Genomic DNA, 241 nt, shown 5'->3' with positions numbered 1-241 from the left:
GCTGCCGGCGACCACCGACATCGCGGCGAAGGCAGCGGTCTGTGCGGCCAGCCCGTACTCCACGAAGCTGGTGTGGGCGACCACGACGCCCATCACCGGTGGGATGACCAGGGTCTGGATCGCCCGGGGCGAGCGCAGGAAGAAGTAGCGCAGCTGCTGGGACGTGGCCGCGAGGGTCGGCCCCATCGGCAACCCGCGAAGGATCCGCGGAGTGAGGGGCAGGTCGGTCGCGTTCCGACGG

At 71.4% G+C, this 241-nt stretch carries 1 protein-coding gene; it reads right to left on the bottom strand.

Features of this window, described 5'->3' with window-relative positions:
- Positions 1 to 186: hypothetical protein (locus BN358_RS25515; protein WP_157593449.1), on the bottom strand; the 186-nt coding region annotated here is incomplete at its 3' end.
- Positions 187 to 241 lie beyond the last annotated feature (55 nt).

The sequence above is a fragment of the Sedimentibacter sp. B4 genome (assembly GCF_000309315.1).
Taxonomy (GTDB): Bacteria; Bacillota; Clostridia; order Tissierellales; family Sedimentibacteraceae; genus Sedimentibacter; species Sedimentibacter saalensis.
Note: the sequence above shows the minus strand (reverse complement) of the source record. Positions and strands in the feature narration are given on the sequence as shown.